The 18,648-nt window shown below is 63.7% G+C and carries 22 protein-coding genes and 1 tRNA gene; 4 read left to right on the plus strand and 19 right to left on the minus strand.

Going from position 1 to position 18,648, the window contains the following annotated elements:
- Window positions 1-5: 5 nt before the first annotated feature.
- From ndk to trmJ, 11 genes are all read right to left on the minus strand, one after another.
- Complete coding sequence (ndk, locus tag WFQ67_RS13885; RefSeq protein WP_111263272.1) at window positions 6-437, minus strand: nucleoside-diphosphate kinase; 432 nt, start codon at window positions 435-437, stop codon at window positions 6-8.
- 93 nt (window positions 438-530) lie between these two features.
- Window positions 531-731 carry a Fe-S cluster assembly protein IscX gene (gene iscX, locus WFQ67_RS13890; RefSeq protein ID WP_111263271.1) on the minus strand — a complete coding sequence of 67 codons (201 nt, stop codon included), beginning with the start codon at window positions 729-731 and terminating at the stop codon, window positions 531-533.
- A 9-nt stretch (window positions 732-740) separates the two neighbouring features.
- Window positions 741-1,079, minus strand: coding sequence for an ISC system 2Fe-2S type ferredoxin (gene fdx, locus WFQ67_RS13895; RefSeq protein ID WP_111263270.1), 339 nt, complete (start codon window positions 1,077-1,079; stop codon window positions 741-743).
- Window positions 1,080-1,082: 3 nt separating this feature from the next.
- Entirely contained in the window at window positions 1,083-2,942 is a 1,860-nt protein-coding gene (gene hscA / locus WFQ67_RS13900; protein ID WP_337057214.1) for a Fe-S protein assembly chaperone HscA, read from the minus strand.
- Window positions 2,943-2,990: 48 nt separating this feature from the next.
- The gene (gene hscB / locus WFQ67_RS13905) at window positions 2,991-3,512 is read right to left on the minus strand and encodes a co-chaperone HscB (protein WP_337057215.1); all 522 of its coding nucleotides are present in this window, start codon (window positions 3,510-3,512) and stop codon (window positions 2,991-2,993) included.
- An 8-nt stretch (window positions 3,513-3,520) separates the two neighbouring features.
- Window positions 3,521-3,844, minus strand: coding sequence for an iron-sulfur cluster assembly protein IscA (gene iscA / locus WFQ67_RS13910; protein WP_111263267.1), 324 nt, complete (start codon window positions 3,842-3,844; stop codon window positions 3,521-3,523).
- Window positions 3,845-3,869: 25 nt separating this feature from the next.
- Complete coding sequence (iscU, locus tag WFQ67_RS13915) at window positions 3,870-4,256, minus strand: Fe-S cluster assembly scaffold IscU (protein WP_021220845.1); 387 nt, start codon at window positions 4,254-4,256, stop codon at window positions 3,870-3,872.
- 31 nt (window positions 4,257-4,287) lie between these two features.
- Window positions 4,288-5,502, minus strand: a complete 1,215-nt coding sequence (locus WFQ67_RS13920; RefSeq protein WP_111263266.1) for an IscS subfamily cysteine desulfurase — start codon at window positions 5,500-5,502, stop codon at window positions 4,288-4,290.
- Window positions 5,503-5,532: 30 nt separating this feature from the next.
- Window positions 5,533-6,039 carry a Fe-S cluster assembly transcriptional regulator IscR gene (gene iscR, locus WFQ67_RS13925; RefSeq protein WP_111263265.1) on the minus strand — a complete coding sequence of 169 codons (507 nt, stop codon included), beginning with the start codon at window positions 6,037-6,039 and terminating at the stop codon, window positions 5,533-5,535.
- A gap of 137 nt (window positions 6,040-6,176) precedes the next feature.
- Window positions 6,177-6,953 (minus strand): serine O-acetyltransferase, encoded by a 777-nt coding sequence (gene cysE / locus WFQ67_RS13930; protein WP_337057216.1) that lies wholly within the window; start codon window positions 6,951-6,953, stop codon window positions 6,177-6,179.
- Complete coding sequence (gene trmJ / locus WFQ67_RS13935; RefSeq protein ID WP_213626129.1) at window positions 6,953-7,726, minus strand: tRNA (cytosine(32)/uridine(32)-2'-O)-methyltransferase TrmJ; 774 nt, start codon at window positions 7,724-7,726, stop codon at window positions 6,953-6,955. The genes cysE and trmJ overlap by 1 nt, the downstream gene beginning before the upstream one ends.
- Window positions 7,727-7,872: 146 nt before the next feature.
- On the opposite strand from trmJ, the gene suhB reads away from it, so the two are divergent.
- A complete protein-coding gene (gene suhB / locus WFQ67_RS13940; protein ID WP_173172866.1) occupies window positions 7,873-8,688 on the plus strand; it encodes a type III secretion system regulator SuhB in 816 nt (271 codons plus the stop codon).
- 93 nt (window positions 8,689-8,781) lie between these two features.
- Here suhB and WFQ67_RS13945 read toward each other — a convergent pair whose 3' ends face one another.
- From WFQ67_RS13945 to queA, 6 genes are all read right to left on the minus strand, one after another.
- A complete protein-coding gene (locus WFQ67_RS13945; protein ID WP_111263297.1) occupies window positions 8,782-9,336 on the minus strand; it encodes a glycine zipper 2TM domain-containing protein in 555 nt (184 codons plus the stop codon).
- Between the two features lie 191 nt (window positions 9,337-9,527).
- Window positions 9,528-10,439 carry a protein translocase subunit SecF gene (gene secF, locus WFQ67_RS13950; protein WP_213630669.1) on the minus strand — a complete coding sequence of 304 codons (912 nt, stop codon included), beginning with the start codon at window positions 10,437-10,439 and terminating at the stop codon, window positions 9,528-9,530.
- Window positions 10,440-10,449: 10 nt separating this feature from the next.
- Window positions 10,450-12,312, minus strand: coding sequence for a protein translocase subunit SecD (gene secD / locus WFQ67_RS13955; RefSeq protein WP_213626130.1), 1,863 nt, complete (start codon window positions 12,310-12,312; stop codon window positions 10,450-10,452).
- Between the two features lie 61 nt (window positions 12,313-12,373).
- Window positions 12,374-12,715, minus strand: a complete 342-nt coding sequence (yajC, locus tag WFQ67_RS13960) for a preprotein translocase subunit YajC (protein WP_337057217.1) — start codon at window positions 12,713-12,715, stop codon at window positions 12,374-12,376.
- Between the two features lie 56 nt (window positions 12,716-12,771).
- Window positions 12,772-13,887 carry a tRNA guanosine(34) transglycosylase Tgt gene (tgt, locus tag WFQ67_RS13965; RefSeq protein ID WP_173173118.1) on the minus strand — a complete coding sequence of 372 codons (1,116 nt, stop codon included), beginning with the start codon at window positions 13,885-13,887 and terminating at the stop codon, window positions 12,772-12,774.
- Between the two features lie 14 nt (window positions 13,888-13,901).
- Entirely contained in the window at window positions 13,902-14,951 is a 1,050-nt protein-coding gene (gene queA, locus WFQ67_RS13970) for a tRNA preQ1(34) S-adenosylmethionine ribosyltransferase-isomerase QueA (protein ID WP_213626131.1), read from the minus strand.
- 108 nt (window positions 14,952-15,059) lie between these two features.
- Between queA and WFQ67_RS13975 the strand changes: the two genes are divergently transcribed.
- The 3 genes from WFQ67_RS13975 to WFQ67_RS13985 all read left to right on the plus strand — a co-directional run bounded on the left by WFQ67_RS13975 (window position 15,060) and on the right by WFQ67_RS13985 (window position 16,313).
- Window positions 15,060-15,146: transfer RNA gene (locus tag WFQ67_RS13975), tRNA-Leu, on the plus strand.
- 344 nt (window positions 15,147-15,490) lie between these two features.
- Window positions 15,491-15,703, plus strand: a complete 213-nt coding sequence (locus WFQ67_RS13980; RefSeq protein WP_003459665.1) for a cold-shock protein — start codon at window positions 15,491-15,493, stop codon at window positions 15,701-15,703.
- 112 nt (window positions 15,704-15,815) lie between these two features.
- Window positions 15,816-16,313 carry an RDD family protein gene (locus WFQ67_RS13985; RefSeq protein WP_337057218.1) on the plus strand — a complete coding sequence of 166 codons (498 nt, stop codon included), beginning with the start codon at window positions 15,816-15,818 and terminating at the stop codon, window positions 16,311-16,313.
- A 63-nt stretch (window positions 16,314-16,376) separates the two neighbouring features.
- Here WFQ67_RS13985 and lptG read toward each other — a convergent pair whose 3' ends face one another.
- Together lptG and lptF are read right to left on the minus strand one after the other, a co-directional pair.
- Entirely contained in the window at window positions 16,377-17,438 is a 1,062-nt protein-coding gene (lptG, locus tag WFQ67_RS13990) for an LPS export ABC transporter permease LptG (RefSeq protein WP_111263255.1), read from the minus strand.
- Window positions 17,431-18,549: an LPS export ABC transporter permease LptF gene (lptF, locus tag WFQ67_RS13995; RefSeq protein WP_173172856.1), complete on the minus strand. Its 1,119-nt coding sequence runs from the start codon at window positions 18,547-18,549 to the stop codon at window positions 17,431-17,433. The genes lptG and lptF overlap by 8 nt, the downstream gene beginning before the upstream one ends.
- Between the last annotated feature and the right edge of the window lie 99 nt (window positions 18,550-18,648).

Raw genomic sequence — 18,648 nt, forward strand, 5'->3', positions numbered from 1 at the left:
CGCTATCAGCGAATACGAGCGCACACCTCGGTGGCGGCGAAGAAGTAGGCGATCTCGCGAGCAGCGGAAGCCTCGGAGTCGGAACCGTGTACGGCGTTTTCGTCGATGGAGACGGCGAAGTCGGCGCGGATGGTGCCGGCGTCGGCTTTCTTCGGGTCGGTAGCGCCCATCAGTTCACGGTTCTTGGCGATGGCGCCTTCGCCTTCCAGCACCTGCACGACGACCGGGCCGGAGGTCATGAAGGAAACCAGATCCTTGAAGAAGGGACGCTCTTTGTGCTCGGCGTAGAAGCCACCGGCTTCGCGCTCGGAGAGCTGGACCATCTTGGCGGCAACGACGCTCAGGCCGGCTTTTTCGAAACGGGTGACGATCTCGCCAACCACGTTCTTGGCAACGGCATCGGGCTTGATGATGGACAGGGTACGTTCAACGGCCATGTGAAACTCCAGAAATCAGGATTAAAGCGAAAAATTAAACCCGCGAATTATACGCGGGTTCCTGTTAAATGCGTAGGGTCAGCAGACCTGGCTTCAGTCGGCTTCTTCGATCCAGGCCGCCTGGATGGCTTCGAGGACCTTCTCGCCGCCACGCTGGCTGTCGTCATCGAACTCCGGCAGGCTCACGACCCAGTTATGCAGGTCGACGAAGTTGACGTAGCGCGGGTCAACCTCGGGCTTGCTCTCGGCCAGCTGGATGGCGATCTCCAGAACATCGACCCATTTGAGACTCATGCTCGTTCCTCAGTGCTTTTCAGAAACCTGGTTGAGAGTGTACTTGGGAATCTCCACGACGAGATCGACCTCGCCCACGACCGCCTGGCAGGACAGTCGCGACTCGGCTTCCAGGCCCCAGGCCTTGTCCAGCATATCGTCCTCGAGCTCGTCGGACGCCTCGAGGGAGTTGAAACCCTCGCGCACCACGACGTGGCAGGTGGTGCAGGCGCAGGACATCTCGCAGGCATGCTCGATCTCCAGGCCGTTGCGCATGGCCGCGGCGATGATGGTTTCGCCCGGCTGGGCCTCGACCACCATCCCCTCAGGGCAGTGCTCGGCGTTGGGCAGAAATACGATCTGCGGCATCAGTCATTCCTCGATTTCATTCAGTCGGCGGCCCGCCAGGGCGGCCTTGACGCTGGCATCCATGCGCCGGGCCGCGAAGGCGTCGGTCACCTGGGTCAGCCGCTTGGTTTGCTGTTCGATGGCAGCGCCGTCGGTACCCGCCAACAGACCCTGCAGCTGCTCCAGCTGGTAGTCGATGGCGATGCGCTCCTCGGCACTGAGCAATGCGTCGCCATCAGCCTGCAGCGCCGCCTGCACGGCTTCGATCAGGCGCTGGGCGTCGACCTGCTGCTCGCGCAGGGCGCGGGCGGCCTTGTCGTCACCGGCGTACTGGAAGGAGTCCTGCAGCATGCGGGTGATTTCGCCATCGGTCAGGCCGTAGGACGGCTTCACCTGGATGCTCGCCTCGACACCGGAGGAGGTCTCGCTGGCGGTCACGCCCAGCAGGCCATCGGCGTCCACCTGGAAGGTCACGCGGATCTTCGCGGCGCCAGCCACCATGGGCGGGATGCCACGCAATTCGAAACGGGCCAGGGACCGGCAGTCCTTGATCAGCTCGCGCTCACCCTGGAGCACGTGGATCATCATGGCGGTCTGGCCGTCCTTGTAGGTGGTGAACTCCTGGGCACGGGCGACGGGAATGGTGGTGTTGCGCGGAATCACCTTCTCCATCAGGCCACCCATGGTTTCGAGCCCAAGGGACAGCGGGATCACGTCCAGCAGCAGCAACTCTTCGCCGCGCTTGTTACCCGCCAGGGTGTCCGCCTGCACGGCGGCGCCGATGGCGACGACCTGGTCGGGATCGATGTCGGTCAGGGGCTGACGGGAAAAAAGCTCGCCGACCGCCTCGCGCACCCGCGGCACACGGGTGGAACCCCCCACCATGACCACCGCCTCGACCTCGTCGAGCTCGATGCCGGCATCGCGCACGGCACGGCGACACGCCTTGAGGCTGCGAGCCACCATGGGCTCGATGAGTTCATCGAAGCGGGCACGGGTCAGCAGGCCCGACCACTGCGCATAGCGCACCTCGACCGCATCGGCAGAGGTCAGCGCTTCCTTGGCGGCGCAAGCGGCCTCCAGCAGGCTGCGCTGGGCGCCCGGATCCAGGTCGGCGGAAAGGCCGGCCTGCTCGACGATCCACCCCGCCAGGGCATGGTCGAAATCGTCCCCGCCCAGGGCGCTGTCGCCACCGGTGGCCATGACTTCGAAGACGCCACGGGTCAGGCGCAGGATGGAGATATCGAAGGTACCGCCACCCAGGTCATAGATGGCCACGACGCCTTCGGCCTGCTTGTCCAGCCCGTAGGCCACGGCAGCGGCAGTGGGCTCGTTGAGCAGACGCAGGACATTCAGGCCGGCGAGGCGCGCGGCATCCTTGGTGGCCTGGCGCTGGGCATCGTCGAAATAGGCGGGAACGGTGATCACCGCACCGACCAGCTCGCCACCCAGAGTGGCTTCGGCTCGCCGGCGCAAGGCACGGAGGATTTCAGCGGAGACCTCCACAGGGCTCTTGGCACCCTGCACGGTCTCGATGAAAGGCATGTGCGACTCGCCGGTGGTGAAGCGATAGGGGAGCTGCTCGCCCAGTTGCTTCACATCCTCGAGGCCGCGCCCCATGAAGCGCTTGACCGACAGGACGGTGTTGAGGGGATCGGCCGATGCGGCGTCCTTGGCCGAGCGGCCGACCTCGACGCGATCGGCGTGATAGCGCACGGCGGACGGCATGATGACCTGGCCGTCGGCATCGGCGAGCGGCGCGGAAACGCCACTGCGAACGGCGGCTACCAGGGAATTCGTGGTGCCCAGGTCGATACCCACCGCCAGGCGGCGCTGGTGCGGTTTGGGGCTCTGTCCGGGTTCGGCGATCTGCAGTAGGGCCATGCTTGTCTGTTTTTCAGGCACACCACCGTCCATGCGGCGATGCGCGGGTTAGTCGTCGAGGCGCTCTTCCAATTGGCGCACTTCGTGAGTCAGCTTGTCGAGGAACTGCATCCGGCGCACCAGGCGCTCGGCTTCCTCGCGACGGGCATCGTCGCTCCAGCAGGCGGAGAAAGCCTGGTCCAGATCGGCCTGGGCCAGCTTGAGTCGCCGCTTGAAGGTCGCTACACCGGGCAGGTCCGCGCTGTCCTGCAACTCCTCGAGCTCTTCCCGCCAATGCATCTGCTGCAGCAGGAAATCGGGGTCCTTGACGGTCGCCTCGAGTGGCAGCTCGTGCCCACGGACGGCCAGCAGGTAGCGCGCCCGACGGGGCGCACTCTTCAGCGTCTGGTAGGCCTCGTTCAATTGCGCCGCGTGCTCCACCGCCAGGCGCTGCTCACGCTCGGGGGCGTCGACGAAGCGATCCGGGTGAGCATTGCGCGCCAGCTCGCGATAGCGAGACGCCAATTGGTCGAGATCGAGGTCGAAGCCGGGCTTCAGGTCGAACAATGCGAAATGACAGGGGGTACCCACGGAACGCCTCAGACGTTGAAGCTCTCGCCGCAACCACACTCGCCGCGAACGTTAGGGTTGTTGAACTTGAACCCCTCGTTGAGGCCTTCCCGGACGAAGTCCAGCTCGGTGCCGTCGAGGTAGGCCAGGCTCTTCGGGTCGATGATCACCTTCACGCCGAAGCTTTCAAAGACCATGTCCTCGCCCGCCAACTCATCGACGAACTCCAGGACATAGGCCAGGCCGGAACAACCCGTGGTGCGGACACCCAGGCGGATACCTTCACCCTTGCCGCGCCCCTCTAGGGAGCGGCGCACGTGATCGGCGGCGGAAGCGGTCATGCTGATGGCCATAGCGACTCCTTACTCGGTCGAGCGGTTAGAGCAGACCCTTCTTCTGCTTGTAGTCCTGGACAGCCGCCTTGATGGCGTCCTCGGCCAGGACCGAGCAGTGGATCTTCACCGGCGGCAGCGCCAGTTCTTCGGCAATGGTGGTGTTCTTGATCGCAGCGGCTTCGTCCAGGGTCTTGCCCTTCATCCACTCGGTGGCGAGGGAGCTGGAGGCGATGGCCGAACCGCAGCCGTAGGTCTTGAACTTGGCGTCTTCGATGACGCCCTGCTCGTTGACCTTGATCTGCAGGCGCATCACGTCGCCGCACGCCGGAGCTCCGACCATGCCGGTACCGACATCGGGATCTTCAGCGTCGAGCTTGCCGACGTTGCGCGGGTTTTCGTAGTGGTCGATGACCTTTTCGCTGTATGCCATGGTGCTTATTCCTCACTCATCAGGGGTGGCGTCAGTGCGCCTGCCATTCGACCGTCGAGAGGTCGACGCCCTCTTTGTACATATCCCACAGCGGGGACAATTCACGGAGCTTGTCTACGGCTTCACGGACCTTGCTGGCGGCGTAATCCACTTCTTCTTCGGTGGTGAAGCGGCCAAAGGTGAAACGGATGGAGCTGTGCGCCAACTCGTCGTTGCGGCCCAGTGCGCGCAGCACGTAGGACGGCTCGAGAGAGGCGGAGGTGCAGGCCGAGCCCGAGGAGACCGCGAGGTCCTTGAGGGCCATGATCAGCGATTCGCCTTCGACGTAGTTGAAGCTGATGTTCAGGTTGTGCGGCACGCGGGAGGTGGCGCTACCGTTGAGGTAGAGCTCTTCCATGCCATCCACGGCAGCCCAGAAGCGGTCCGCCAGCGCCTTGATGCGCTGGTTCTCGGAGGCCATTTCCTGCTTGGCGATGTGGAAGGCTTCACCCATGCCGACGATCTGGTGGGTGGCGAGGGTGCCGGAACGCATGCCGCGCTCATGACCACCACCGTGCATCAGGGCCTCCAGGCGCACGCGCGGCTTGCGGCGTACGTAGAGGGCACCGATCCCCTTGGGACCGTAGGTCTTGTGGGCGGAGAAGGACATCAGGTCGACCTTCAGCTTGTCCAGGTCTATCTCGACCTTGCCGGTGGACTGGGCCGCGTCGACATGGAACAGGATGCCGCGGGCACGGGTCAGTTCGCCGATGGCCGCGATGTCGTTGATAGTGCCGATCTCGTTGTTCACGTGCATCACCGACACCAGGATGGTGTCTTCGCGCAGGGCCGCTTCGACCATGGCGGGAGTGATCAGGCCATCTTCGCCCGGCTCGATGTAGGTGACTTCGAAGCCTTCGCGCTCGAGTTGGCGAGTAGTATCCAGGACCGCCTTGTGCTCGATCTTGGAGGTGACGATGTGCTTGCCCTTGGTGTGGTAGAAGTGCGCCACACCCTTGATGGCCAGGTTGTCGGACTCGGTGGCACCGGAGGTCCAGACGATCTCGCGCGGGTCGGCATTGACCAGTTCGGCCACCTGGCGACGGGCGTTCTCGACCGCTTCCTCGGCCCTCCAGCCGAACACGTGGGAACGCGAGGCCGGGTTGCCGAAGTTGCCATCGACCAACAGGCAGTCGCTCATCTTCTGCGCAACCCGCGGGTCCACTGGCGTCGTGGCGGAGTAGTCCAGGTAAATCGGCAATTTCATCGGTTATCTCCTATCAGGCGGGCGCCCTGCTCATTCGATGGCGGACACTTCAATCTTTTCTGAACGCGGCATCCTGCCTCCGAGGCGGCGCTGGTCATGGCGCTCGTTCTGGCGCTGGGCCACCTCTTGGACTTCATTGCGGGCGACGATGTCGCTCAGGCTGATGCTGCTGAGGAACTCGTGGATCTGCATGCTCAGGTCATCCCACAGGTGGTGGGTCAGGCAGGCGCCTCCGGAAGAGTCGCAATTGCCCTGCCCCTGGCAGCGCGTGACGTCGACCGACTCGTTGACGGCATCGATGACCTGGGCCACGTAGATGCTGCCCACATCGCGGGACAACTGGTAGCCGCCACCCGGACCACGAACACTGCTGACCAGGTTGCCACGGCGCAACTTGGCGAAAAGCTGTTCGAGATAGGAAAGGGAGATGCCCTGACGCTCGGAAATATCAGCCAGAGAAACCGGACCTTGCTGCGAATGCAAAGCCAGGTCGAGCATGGCTGTGACGGCGTAGCGGCCTTTGGTGGTCAAGCGCATGGGGATTCCACGGTTCGCTGATTTGCCAGCGAGTATGCTATTCCCGACTATTCAAGTCAACTATAAGACCTATCAAAATAGTCGGATTTAGCAGATACAGGGGCGCGCATGATATCAGAAACGCACCACCACGCCTATCAGGCCGCTGGCGGGCGCGCTTCGTCCTTCACCCCCTCGAAGTCCTCCTCCCGGAGCTCCGGCAAGGCAGTGGCGCAGTAGTCGCTCCCCAACGCGGTGAGCGCCCTGCACATACCCTCGAGCCGCTCGTCCACCGCGTGGACATGGTCGAGCAACTGACCGATCGCGCGCGCCACGGGGTCCGGCATGTCCTGGCCGACACCATAGGCATCGAACCCGAACTTCTCGGCAATCGCCTGGCGCTTCGCTGTCTTCTCGGGATCTTCCTTGACGATGATCCGCCCCGGAATCCCCACGGCGGTGGCCCCCGCAGGCACCGCCTTGGTCACCACGGCATTGGAGCCGATCTTGGCACCGGCCCCGACCGTGAACGGACCGAGCACCTTGGCTCCCGCCCCGACCACCACGCCATCCTCCAGCGTCGGATGGCGCTTGCCGGCATTCCAGCTGGTGCCGCCCAGCGTCACCCCCTGGTAGAGCGTCACGTCGTTGCCGATCTCGGCGGTCTCGCCGATGACGATGCCCATGCCGTGGTCGATGAAGAAGCGCCGGCCGATACGCGCCCCCGGGTGGATCTCGATGCCGGTCATCCAGCGGCCGAAGTTCGACACCAGTCGCGCCAGCCACTTCCAGCCGGCCAGCCACAGGGCATGCGCCAGCCGGTGCAGCCAGATGGCGTGCAGGCCGGGGTAACAGGTGAGCACCTCGAAGGCAGTGCGCGCAGCTGGATCACGGTGGAATACGCTCTGAATGTCTTCTCGCATGCGTTCGAACATCACTTCTCTCTCCGCTTCTGGATCTCTCCACGCGCCGCCTTCTGGGTTTCCGTCAGGATGCCGCGCAGGATATTCATCTCGAGCTTGCTGATCGCACTGCGCCCATAAAGGCGGCGCAGCCGGGACATCAGGTGGCGAGGCCGCTCAGGATCGAGGAAGCCGATCTCCACCAGGGTGCGCTCGAGGTGGCCGAAGAACAGCTCCAGCTCATCCACCGTCACCGGCTGGAGGTTTTCCTCGGCAGTCAGCTCGACCTTCTCCATCTTGGTCGGCTTGCCCTGTACGGCGAGCCACGCCATGCGCGCCTCGTAGGTCAGCACCTGGACGGCAGCCGCCAGGTTTAGCGAGCCGAACGTGGGATCGGACGGGATGTGAACATGGAACTGACAGCGCTGCAGCTCTTCATTGGTCAGGCCGGCGTATTCGCGACCGAACACCAGCGCCACCTCGGAACCGCCCTCGACCTGCTCGACACAGCTCGTCCCGCACTCACGGGGATCGAGCAACGGCCAGGGGATATGACGATCACGCGCACTGGTGCCGTAGACCAGGCTGCAGCCGATCAACGCCTCTTCCAGGGTCGCAACGACCTGCGCGGACTCGAGGATGTCATCGGCCCCGGAGGCACGCGCCCAGGCTTCCTGGTGCGGGAATTGCTCGGGCGCGACCAGTACCAGGCGCGACAACCCCATGTTCTTCATGGCACGCGCCGCCCCACCGATATTGCCGGGGTGGCTGGTGCCGACCAGGACCACGCGAATGTTTTGCAGCAAGGCGCTGGCTCCAAACCTAGACTTCAGGGCGTGAAATCTTACAGAAGCACTTGGTCAAACGCCATGAAACCGCCGGCCTGCACTTCATGAACCACGCTTTTCTGTTAGTATGTCCGGCTTTCTTTAACGACCCAGGTGACTCCCCCATGCAGCCTATGCTGAATATCGCCCTGCGCGCCGCTCGCAGCGCCGGTGAATTGATCTTCCGCTCCATCGAGCGCCTGGACGTGATTTCGGTGAACGAGAAGGACGCCAAGGACTACGTCACCGAGGTCGACCGCGCCGCCGAAGAAACCATCATCCAGGCCCTGCGCAAGGCCTATCCGACCCACAGCATCCTCGGCGAAGAAGGCGGCTCCATCGCCGGCACCGGCGAAGGCGCCGACTACCAGTGGATCATCGACCCGCTGGACGGCACCACCAACTTCATCCGCGGCGTACCGCACTTCGCCGTGAGCATCGCCTGCAAATACAAGGGTCGTTTGGAACACGCCGTGGTACTCGATCCGGTGCGCCAGGAAGAGTTCACCGCCAGCCGCGGCCGTGGCGCCGCCCTCAATGGCCGCCGCCTGCGCGTCAGCCCGCGTAAGAGCCTGGAAGGCGCCCTCCTGGGCACCGGCTTCCCCTTCCGCGACAGCCAGCTGGACAACCTCGACAACTACCTGAACATGTTCCGCAGCCTGGTCGGCCAGACCGCCGGCATCCGCCGCGCCGGCTCCGCCAGCCTGGACCTGGCCTATGTCGCCGCTGGCCGCTTCGATGCCTTCTGGGAATTCGGCCTGTCGGAGTGGGACATGGCCGCTGGCGCCCTGCTGGTGCAGGAAGCGGGCGGCCTGGTGAGCGACTTCACCGGTGCCCACGACTTCCTCGAGAAAGGCCACATCGTCGCGGGCAACACCAAGTGCTTCAAGGCCGTGCTGACTGCCATCCAGCCGCACCTGCCGCCGTCACTGAAGCGCTGATACGCTCGCGTTACGAAGAACCCGGCCTGGCGCCGGGTTTTTCATGCCCACGAAAAAGGCGCCCGGAGGCGCCTTCTTCATTTCATCCGGCGATCACTGCTGGATGCCAGCCTGACGCTGGGTCAGCACCAGACGACCTTCCTTGGTGACCGGAATCTGCGCACCCGGATCATGATCCATGCGCACCTGGTTCACCTTGCCATCCAACTGGTATTGCACGTCGTAGGCGACGACCTTCTCGTTGGTCTCCTGGACGGTGTTGCAACGGGTTTCGGTGGTGGTGTAGGTGTCGCTGTTCTGCATGTGTTCCTGCACCTTGTTGCCGGCATAGCCACCACCCACGGCACCTGCGACCGTAGCGATCTTCTTGCCGTTGCCACCGCCGATCTGGTTGCCCAGCAGGCCACCCGCTACCGCACCCAGTACGGTACCGGCGATCTGGTGCTGGTCCTGGACCGGCTTCTGCCGGGTCACGGCGACGTCCTTGCAGACCTCACGCGGGGTCTTGAAGGTTTCCTTGACCGGCTGCACCGCGAGCACCTCGGCATATTCGGGGCCATTACCCACAAGACTGTAGGTAGCGACAGCGCCACCGGCGGTTACACCGACCGCACCCAAAACGGCGCCGACGAGCATCGACTTGTTCACATGGACCTCCTGGTTCATCAACCGGCGCATCTGCGCCCTACTCCCTGCCTTGGAGTACAGACTTTTTCCCGAGTTCCCGTAGGCCCTATCCGACAACAGCGAGTGGGACGACCATCACAAGCCTGCCGCAACTCGGGCTCCGGGAATGAAAAAGCCCGCAGAAGCGGGCTTTTCCAATCGAGCCTCAGGGCTCAGGGACGGTCATCCGCCTCGGCGGTCACGGCCGGAGGAATCAGGTCCTCCGAGCTCAGGCCCAGCCAGATCAGCACCGGGGCACTGATGTAGATCGAGGAATAGGTACCCACGACCACACCCACCAGCAGTGCGACCGCGAAGCCGTGCAGGCTGTCGCCACCGAACACCAGCAGCGCGACCAGGGCCAGCGCGGTGGAGGTCGAGGTGGCGATGGTACGCAACAGTGTCTGGGTGCACGAGACGTCGATGTTCTCGATCAGGTCGGCCTTGCGCAGTACGCGGAAGTTCTCGCGGATACGGTCGAAGATGATGATGGTGTCGTTCAGCGAGTAACCGATCATCGCCAGCACCGCCGCCAGCACGGTAAGGTCGAACGGCAGCTGGAAGAACGCGAGGATGCCGAGGGTGACGATCACGTCGTGCACCAGGGAGGCGACCGCGCCGACGCCGAACTTCCACTGGAAGCGGAAGGCCAGGTACAGGAGGATGCCGCCAAGCGCGAGCAGCATGGCGAGACCACCCTGGTCACGCAGTTCTTCGCCCACCTGCGGGCCGACGAACTCGACACGCTTGACCACGAACTGACTCTCGGCGTCGATCTTGCGCAGGGACGCGGCGACCTGGTTACCCAGCTGGGGGTCTTCACCCGCCAGGCGCACCAGCACATCGGTGCTCGCACCAAAGCTCTGCACAACGGCATCGCGGTAGCCGGCCTGACCCAGCTCTTCCTTGATCAGCTCAAGGTTGGCGGGCTTCTCGTAAGCCAGCTCGATCAGGGTGCCGCCGGTGAAGTCCAAACCGAAGTTCAGGCCCTTCATGAACAGCGCACCGATACCGACAAGGCTGATGACGACGGTGACGGCGAACGCAAAATTGCGGATCGCCATGAAGCGGATGGTTGACTTGATCATGGCTGCCTCAGATCCACAGTTTCTTGAAGTTACGGCCACCGAAGATCAGGTTGACCAGACCACGGGTGAACATGATCGCGGTGAACATCGAGGTGACGATACCCAGCGACATGGTGACGGCGAAGCCCTTGATCGGGCCGGTGCCCAGCGCGAAGAGGATGCCGCCCACCAGCAGGGTGGTCAGGTTGGAGTCGATGATCGCCGCATAGGCACGGTCGAAGCCCTCGTGGATGGCACGCTGCACGGACATGCCATTGGCCAGCTCCTCGCGTATCCGCGAGTAGATCAGCACGTTGGCGTCCACCGCCATGCCCAGGGTCAGCACGATACCCGCGATGCCCGGCAGGGTGAGGGTCGCGCCGATCGCGGACATCAGCCCCACCAGCAGGGCCAGGTTGAAGGCCAGGGCAACGGTCGCCAGCACGCCGAAGAAACGGTAGATGGCGATGATGAACAGCGAGACGAAGATCATCGCCCACTCGGTGGACTCGATACCCTTGACGATGTTCTCGGCACCCAGGCTCGGGCCGATGGTGCGCTCTTCGGCGAAGTACATCGGCGCGGCCAGGCCGCCGGCGCGCAGCAGCAGGGCCAGTTCGGAGGACTCGCCCTGGCCGTTCAGGCCGGTGATGCGGAACTGGCTGCCCAGTGGCGACTGGATGGTCGCCAGGCTGATGATCTTCTTCTCTTCCTTGAAGCTCTGGATTGCAACTTCCTGCTCGACACCGTCGACCACCTGCTTGGCGTAGCGGGTCAACGGACGCTGCTCGATGAAGATCACCGCCATGCTGCGACCGACGTTGTTGCGGGTGGCGCGGTTCATCAGTTCGCCACCGTGGCCATCCAGACGGATGTTCACTTGCGGACGGCCATTCTCGTCGTAGCTGGCCTGGGCATCGGTGACCTGGTCACCGGTGATGATCAGGCTGCGCTCCAGCGGCACGGGCGGACGCCCCGGCTCACGGAATTCGAAGGACTCGGTGCTGGCCTTGCTGGCATCGGGTGCGGCGGCGAGGCGGAATTCGAGGTTGGCGGTCTTGCCCAGGATGCGCTTGGCTTCGGCAGTGTCCTGCACGCCCGGCAGCTCGACCACGATGCGGTTGGCGCCCTGGCGCTGCACCAGCGGCTCGGAGACGCCCAGCTCGTTCACACGGTTGCGGACGGTGGTCAGGTTCTGCTTGATCGAGTATTCGCGGATCTCGGTCAGCTTGGCCTGGGTCAGGGTCAGGCTCATCACCTGCTGGTCGCCACGCTCGGCGGTCTTGAGATCGAAATCGGTGAAGGACTTGCGGATCAGCGACTGGGCCTTTTCCAGCGACTCCTGGTCGCTGAAGCCAAGCTGGAAGCCATTGTCGATGCCCGGCAGGCTGCGATAGCGCACGCGCTCCTTGCGCAGCAGGGTGCGGACTTCGCCCTCGTAGATCTTCACGCGGGCGGATACGGCTTTCTCCATGTCCACTTCCAGCAGGAAGTGAACGCCACCGGAGAGGTCGAGGCCGAGCTTCATCGGCGTCGCATGCACGCTGCGCAGCCAGTCCGGCGTGGTCGGTGCCAAGTTGAGCGCGACCACGTAGTCGTCCCCCAGAACCTTGCGCACGACATCCTTGGCCGGCAGTTGATCGCCCAGCTTCGTCAGGCGCAGCAGGCCGCCGCGCTCGCTGACGCTAGCACTTTTCACCTCGATCCCGGCCTGCTTGAGAGCAGCCACGGAGCGGTCGAGATCGCCCTGCTGGATTTTCAGCGCCGTACTGTTGCCGGATACCTGGATGGCCGGGTCATCGGGGTAGAGGTTGGGAGCGGAATAAACCAGGCCGAGGGCGAGAACCGCCAGGATCAGCAGATATTTCCACAGAGGGTATTTGTTGAGCATGACACCGCCCGTTATGACGCGGGGCGCCTTAGGCGCCCCGTGAATGGTGAAGAACGAATCGTTAGATGGCTTTCAGCGTGCCTTTCGGCAGCGTGGACGCGATGGCGACCTTCTGGATCTTCAGTTCGACGGTATCGGAAACCTCGATGACCACGAAGTCATCGGAAACCTTGACCACCTTGCCCGCAATACCGCCGGAGGTGACCACTTCGTCGCCCTTCTGCAAGTTGCCCAGCAGGTTCTTGTGTTCCTTGGCGCGCTTGGACTGGGGACGCCAGATCATCAGGTAGAAGATGACCAGGAAACCAATCAGGAAAACCCACTCAAAGCCGGTGCCGGCGGGACCAGCGGCGGCTGCCGGGGCAGCGGCGTCGGCATAGGCGGCGGGAATCAGAAAGCTCATGTAGCACTCCTGTTGCGAAAATACGAAGAATGTTCAGCTCTATATATGCGGCGTTATCAGTCCAGGGGCGGTGTCGGTAGTCCGCGCCGGGCATAGAAGGCATCGACAAAGGCGGCCAATTTACCCTGTTGGATTGCCTCGCGCAAACCAGCCATAAGGCGCTGGTAATGCCGCAAGTTGTGGATTGTATTCAACATGCTGCCGAGCATTTCGCCGCATTTGTCCAGATGGTGCAGATAGGCCCTGGAGAAATGTTTGCAGGTGTAACAGTCGCAGCTCGGATCCAGCGGAGAATCATCGTGCTTGTGCACCGAGTTGCGGATCTTCAGCACCCCGGTCTCGACGAAAAGGTGGCCGTTGCGCGCGTTGCGGGTGGGCATCACGCAGTCGAACATATCGACGCCGCGCCGCACGCCCTCCACCAGGTCCTCCGGCTTGCCGACACCCATCAGGTAGCGCGGCTTGTCGGCCGGCATCTGCGCCGGCAGGTAGTCGAGTACACGGATCATTTCTTCCTTGGGCTCCCCCACCGACAGCCCGCCGATGGCCAGGCCGTCGAAGCCGATCCGGTCCAGCCCCTCGAGCGAACGCATGCGCAACTCTTCATGCATGCCGCCCTGGACGATGCCGAACAGCGCGGCGGTGCTTTCGCCGTGGGCGGCCTTGGAACGGCCGGCCCAGCGCAGCGACAGCTCCATGGAGCGCCTGGCCACGTCGAAATCCGCCGGATAGGGCGTGCATTCGTCGAAGATCATCACGATGTCGGAACCGAGGTCGCGCTGCACCTGCATCGACTCCTCGGGCCCCATGAATACCTTGGCGCCGTCGACTGGGGAGGCGAAGGTCACGCCCTCCTCCTTGATCTTGCGCATCGCGCCCAGGCTGAACACCTGGAAACCGCCCGAGTCGGTGAGGATCGGGCCCTGCCACTGCATGAAGTCGTGCAGGTCGCCGTGACGCTTGATCACTTCCATGCCCGGACGCAGCCAGAGGTGGAAGGTGTTGCCGAGGATGATCTGCGCGCCGATGGCCTCGATGTCGCGCGGCAACATGCCCTTCACCGTCCCATAGGTACCCACCGGCATGAAGGCCGGCGTCTCGACCACGCCACGGGGGAAGGTCAGGCGGCCACGACGGGCCTTGCCTTCGGTGGCCAGCAATTCGAAGGTCATGCGGCAAGTGCGTGTCATGCTTGGTCCTCGGGCCCGCGCGGTGCGGGGTTGCGGGTGATGAACATGGCATCACCGTAACTGAAGAAGCGATAGCCCTGCTCGACCGCCGCCGCGTAGGCGGCCATGGTCTCCGGGTAGCCGGCGAAGGCGGACACCAGCATCAGCAGGGTGGATTCGGGAAGATGGAAATTGGTCACCAGGGCATCCACCACATGGAACGGCTTGCCCGGGTAGATGAAGATGTCGGTATCGCCACTGAAGGGCTTGAGCGTACCGTCGCGCGCGGCGCTTTCCAGCGAACGCACGCTGGTAGTGCCTACGGCGATCACCCGCCCCCCTCGCGCACGGCAGGCGGCCACTGCATCCACGACCTCCTGGTCGACCTGGAGCCACTCGCGATGCATGTGGTGCTCTTCGATACGCTCGACACGAACCGGCTGGAAGGTGCCGGCGCCGACGTGCAGTGTGACGAAGGCCGTCTCGACGCCCTTGGCCGCGATGGACTCCAGCAGCGCCTCATCGAAATGCAGCCCGGCCGTGGGCGCCGCAACGGCACCGGCATGGCGTGCATAAACCGTCTGGTAGCGCTCGCGATCGGCATCCTCGTCCGGCCTGTCTATATAAGGAGGCAATGGCATGTGCCCGAGGCGATCGAGCAGGGGCAGCACCTCTTCGGCGAAGCCCAGCTCGAACAGCGCATCGTGCCGCGCGAGCATGGTCGCCTCGGCGCCACCGTCGATGAGGAGGGTCGAACCCGGCTTGGGCGACTTGCTCGAACGCACATGGGCGAGCACGCGGTGGCTGTCCAGCACGCGCTCCACGAGGATTTCCAGCTTGCCGCCTGACGCTTTCTGGCCGAACAGGCGCGCCGGGATGACCCGGGTGTTGTTGAACACCATCAGGTCTCCGGGGCGCAGGTAGCCCAGCAGGTCGGCGAACCCCTTGTGGGCCAGCTCGCCGGTGGGGCCGTCCAGCACCAGCAGGCGGCTGGCGCGGCGCTCGCTCAGGGGATGGCGGGCGATGAGGTGCTCGGGGAGCTCGAAGTGGAAGTCGGCAACGCGCATGGTGGGGGTCGTCTCGCAGGGGCGCGAATATTAACGGAAATGCGGAAATCTGACCACGCGGGCGGATTGACCCGCCTCGGTCGCCTCCCTATACTGCGCCGCCATCGTGCCCCGGTGGCGGAATCGGTAGACGCGGCGGATTCAAAATCCGTTTCTGGCGACAGAGTGAGAGTTCGAGTCTCTCCCGGGGCACCACGACTCCAGCAAGCCCTCGTACTCGACGAGCTTGCAGCCCTCCGCAACAGCTTTTCATCCTCCTGTTGCGTCCTTTTTCCAGATGCAGTGCATCAGCATTGGAAATCTTCCCAAACCCCGCCTAGCATTGAGCTTTCGGGGGGTTGGCAATTCAAAGAAAGTTAGCGTAGAGTGTGCGCACTGTGTTTGCATGGGTCGCTGTTGAATCGTGACCTGGTGCAGTAGATCCTACAGATCCGCTACATCCCGCTCGACTTCTCTTACTCTCTGCAACCAGTTCCAGCCCTCTATGCTTTAAGAAAAGCAAGAGGCTGTCATCAACTCTAGTTTCAAGGAAATAAGACATGTCGAATCGTCAAAACGGCACCGTTAAGTGGTTCAACGACGAGAAGGGTTTTGGTTTCATCACCCCCGAAAGCGGTCCGGATCTGTTCGTGCACTTCCGCGCAATCGAAGGTAACGGCTTCAAGAGCCTGAAAGAAGGCCAGAAAGTCAGCTTCGTCGCTGTGCAAGGTCAAAAAGGCATGCAGGCCGACCAGGTTCAAGTCCTGGGCTAAGCCTCCTGCTTGAAAGAACCCCTGATGGAAACATCAGGGGTTTTTTTATGCCCGTGATTCCGTAGGCCCCAGCCTTTAGAATGTCGCAACCCCACGTTTGCAAGGGCTTTCCATGCCGAACCCGAAACTGCGCCCCGAAGGCGACTTCCCCGTCGCCGGGCCGATCCGTCGCTTCGCCGCGATCTTCTATGACTTCCTTCTCTGCGTGGCCCTGATGATGGTGGTCACCCTCTTCTACCAGCAGGCGATACTGCGCGCGATCTTCGGCGGCGATCGCCTGCGACAGATGGCCGAGCAGGGCGCGCTGATCGGCGACCCCGTACTCTCCAGCCTGCTGTTCCTCAGCCTGTTCGCCTTCTTCAGCAAGTTCTGGATGCGCGGCGGCCAGACCCTCGGCATGCAGGTCTGGGGCGTGCGCATCCAGAACCGCGACGGCTCGGCCATCAGCCTGTGGCAGGCGCTGTTGCGCTTCGTGGTCGCCATCGGTTCCTGGCTGTGCTTCGGCCTCGGTTTCCTGTGGATGATCGTCGACAAGCAGAAACGCAGCTGGCACGACATGTACTCCGACAGCCAGGTGGTGCAGCTGCCGAAGAACATCCACAAGAAGTAGCGCCACCCGAATCGCACCCAAGAAAAAGCCGGCTCGCAGCCGGCTTTTTCGTACCCGGGGGACCTACCCCGCGCGCCTGAGCAGCAGCACGCCAGCCAGCGCGCAGATCCCCGCCGGGATCAGCACCGCCAGCAGCGGCGAGAACCCGAACACCAGGCTGGATGGCCCGAGCAGGTCCTGGCTGATGCGCACCACGAAGCCGATCACCACGCCGGTGAACACGCGCTGCCCCAGCGTCACCGAGCGCAGCGGGCCGAAGATGAAGGAGATCGCCATCAGCACCAGCGCGCCGGTGACCAGCGGCTGCAGCACCTTGGTCCAGAACGCCAGCCAGTAGCGGCCATTGTTCAGCCCCTGGTCCGCCAGGTAGTGGGTGTAACGCCAGAGCCCGGTGATCGACAGCGCCTCAGGCTCCATCGCCACGGTGCCCAGCAGTTGCGGGCTCAGCTCGATGTCCCAGCGCTCGTTCGGCGACTCGATCACCTCGGTGTGGTCGCCACGGAAGTAGGTCGTGGAAACGTCTTCCAGCTGCCAGTGATCGGTCTGGTACATGGCGCGACGGGCGAAGCTCGCCGACTGCATGCGGCGCTCGCCATCGAAGTCATAGCGGGTCACGCCATAGAGCACGCCATTGGGCTGCACGGCGTTGATGTGCACGTACTGGTTGCCCTGGCGATGCCACTGGCCGCGCTTCGCGCTCTGCGCCTCGCCGCCGCCCTGCGCCAGCGCACGATTGCCCTGAGCCAGGTTCTCGCTCCACGGCGCGACGTATTCACCGATCAGCACGCCCACCAGCATCAACACCAGCAGCGGCTTCATCACCGCCCAGACGATGCGCCCGATGGAGACGCCAGCCGCCCGCATGATGGTCAGCTCGCTGCTGCTGGCAAGGCCGCCGAGGCCGATCAGGCTGCCGATCAGCGCCGCCATCGGCAGCATCTCGTAGATGCGCCGCGGCGTGGTCATGAGTACATAGACGGCCGCCTCCATGACCCCATAGGAGCCGTCGACGTCGCCCAGCTCGTCGATGAAGGCGAACAGCAGCGCCAGCCCGACTATCACCCCCAGCACCGCGAGGATGCCGAAGAACACGCTGGTGCCGATATAACGATCCAACCTAACCATGGGCCACCTCACGGGCATCACGACGAGCTGCCCACTTCAGCCGCAACGGCTCCCAGTAAAGCAATGACAGGCCGACCAGCAGGAACATCCCGTGCACCCACCAGAGGCCGAGCGCCATGGGGATCTTGCCCTTGTCCAGCTGGCCGCGCGCAGCGATCAGCAGGGACAGGTAGGCCATATAAAGGAGGATCGCCGGCAGCAGCTTGAGGAAGCGGCCCTGGCGCGGATTGACCCGCGACAGCGGCACCGCCAGCAGGGTCACCACGAACACCAGCAGCGGGATGGAAATGCGCCACTGCAGCTCGGCCTGGTAACGCGGGTTGTCGCTGCCGATCAGCTCGGACGTCGGGATCGCCTCGCGCTCGCCGATCTCACCGCTGATCTCCGGCTTGGGCAGGAGGATGCCGTAGGTCTCGTACTTGATCGCGCGATAGTCGGCCTTGCCCGGGTTGCCGTCGTAGCGGTAGCCGTTCTCCAGGATCAGGTAGCGACTGCCATCCTCGTGGATGACCTGGCGGCCCTTCTCCGCCACCAGCACGCCGATGCCGCGCTCCTTGTTGTTCTGCGACAGGCGCTTCTCGGAGATGAACACCCCGCCCAGCTCGCCACGATCGGCCGACAGGCTCTCGGTGTAGGTCACCCGCGTACCGTTCTTCATGGTCTGGAAGCGGCCGGGCACCAGCGTGTCGAACTCGGTCAGCGCGTCCTGCTCGTTGAGGATCCGCGCCACCTGCGCCACGCCCTGCGGCGCCAGGCCCAGGCTCAGCCAGGCGACCAGCAGCGCCACCAGGGTGGCCGGCGCCAGGCTGTAGGCCATCAGGCGCTGCTGGCTCATGCCGGTGGCGGCGAGCACGGTCATCTCGCTGTCCAGGTAGAGCCGGCCGTACGCCAGGAGGAAGCCCAGGAACAGGCCCAGCGGCAGGATCAGCTCGAGGAAGCCCGGCAGGCGGAACCCCATGATCAAAAACAGCACCCCCGGGTCCAGGACGCCTTGCGCGGCCTGGGCCAGGTACTTGATGAAGCGACCACTCATGATGATCACCAGCAGCACCGCACTCACGGCGCTGAGGGTGACCAGGACTTCACGGGACAGATAACGGAAGACAATCAAACCAGACACTCCAGGGTTGTCAGGCTCAGGCGGCTACGCTCAAACTAGCCGCTTTGTGGCCAGCCCGCCGAACCGGCGGACCACTGAAAAATGGCCGGC

The organism is Pseudomonas sp. USHLN015 (assembly GCF_037153275.1).
Taxonomy (GTDB): domain Bacteria; phylum Pseudomonadota; class Gammaproteobacteria; order Pseudomonadales; family Pseudomonadaceae; genus Metapseudomonas; species Metapseudomonas tohonis.